Source organism: Burkholderia sp. E168m22, from assembly GCF_001319805.1.
Lineage (GTDB): Bacteria > Pseudomonadota > Gammaproteobacteria > Burkholderiales > Burkholderiaceae > Burkholderia > Burkholderia orbicola.
This window is the reverse complement of record NZ_BBSK01000099.1, coordinates 1-1,360: the sequence shown is the minus strand read 5'-3', so window position 1 is coordinate 1,360 and position 1,360 is coordinate 1. Positions and strand designations below refer to the sequence as shown.

Annotated in this window: 2 protein-coding genes; one reads left to right on the top strand and one right to left on the bottom strand. The window is 67.9% G+C overall.

All coding sequences use genetic code 11. From position 1 onward, the window contains the following. On the bottom strand, positions 1-876 hold an 876-nt coding region (locus tag AP428_RS22590; RefSeq protein ID WP_156349348.1), incomplete at its 3' end, for a PLP-dependent aminotransferase family protein. A gap of 107 nt (positions 877-983) precedes the next feature. Between AP428_RS22590 and AP428_RS22585 the strand changes: the two genes are divergently transcribed. After that, on the top strand, positions 984-1,360 hold a 377-nt coding region (locus tag AP428_RS22585; protein WP_156349347.1), incomplete at its 3' end, for an ABC transporter ATP-binding protein.

Here is a 1,360-nt window from a genome sequence, read left to right as displayed (position 1 = left end):
GCGGCGCCGCGCGAGGCTCATCACCATCCCGAGCGGGTACTGGTGCGACGGCGTGACGAGCACGAGCCGCGGCGGATGCTGCATGTCGCTCGCGCGCGGATCGAGCCCTTCCTGGTCGACCGGCACCGGCGCCAGCGTGAGGCCGGCTGCCTGCAGCACGCTGCGCACGCCCCAGTAGCACGGCTCCTCGACCCACGCGCGATCGCCGATGTCGGACAGCAGCCGCACCGCGAGATCGATCGACTGATGGATACCGGTCGTGATGATCACCTGGTCAGGCGAGCATTTGACCGAGCGCGCGACGCGCAGGTAATCGGCGAGTGCGCGCCGCAGCGGCCGGTAGCCGCCGCCCGGCGCATAGGTCAGCAGCTCCGGATTGGCCTCCTTCCACAGCCGTGCCTGCAGGCGGCTCCACGTGCGGCTCGGGAATTCCGACACGTCCGGCACGCCTGGCATGAACGCCCCCCACTGGCGCCGCGAGACGCCCGCATGCTCGACCAGTTGCCGGCCGCGCATCGACAGGCTGCCCTGCGCGTCGGGCAGCGGCGGTTCGTCGGCCGCCGCCGGCGGCGGCGGGGCGCCCGGTACGCGGATCGCGGCGGCGTCCGGTCGCGTGTCGGCCACGTAGGTGCCGCTGCCAGTGGTCGTCAGCACGTAGCCTTCGGCGGTCAGCTGGTCGTACACGTGCAGCACGGTATTGCGCGCGATCGACAGGTCGCCCGCGAGCGTGCGCGAACTCGGGAGCTTTGTTCCTGGCCCCAATTCCCCCGTCAGAATCGCCTGCTGCATCAGCTGCAGCAGTTGCCGGTACATCGGCTCGGACGAGCTGCGGTCCAGACGGGCGGACAGCCAGTCGGCGACGATCACGGTATCCAAAGTGGTCCTACTAGGAATATTGAAATGGTTCCCTAGTATAGAACCGTGCGCGCCGTATAGTGGCTCGCATCTCAAAATCAATTGGCGCGGAACCAGGGGACAGCACGATGAAGTCCGATGATGTGATCGTCAGCTTTCGCGGCGTGCGGAAGACCTACGACGGCGAGACGCTGGTCGTCAAATCGCTCGACCTCGACATCCAGCGCGGGGAATTCCTGACGCTGCTCGGGCCGTCCGGCTCGGGCAAGACCACCTGCCTGATGATGCTGGCCGGCTTCGAATTCCCGACCGGCGGCGAAATCCGCCTCGACGGCGAGTTGCTGAACAGCGTGCCGCCGCACAAGCGCAACATCGGCATGGTGTTCCAGAACTACGCGCTGTTTCCGCACCTGACGGTCGAGCAGAACGTCGGGTATCCGCTGACGGTGCGCAAGCTGCCCGCCGCCGAGCGCGCGGAGCGCGTCGCGCACGCGCTGAAGATGGT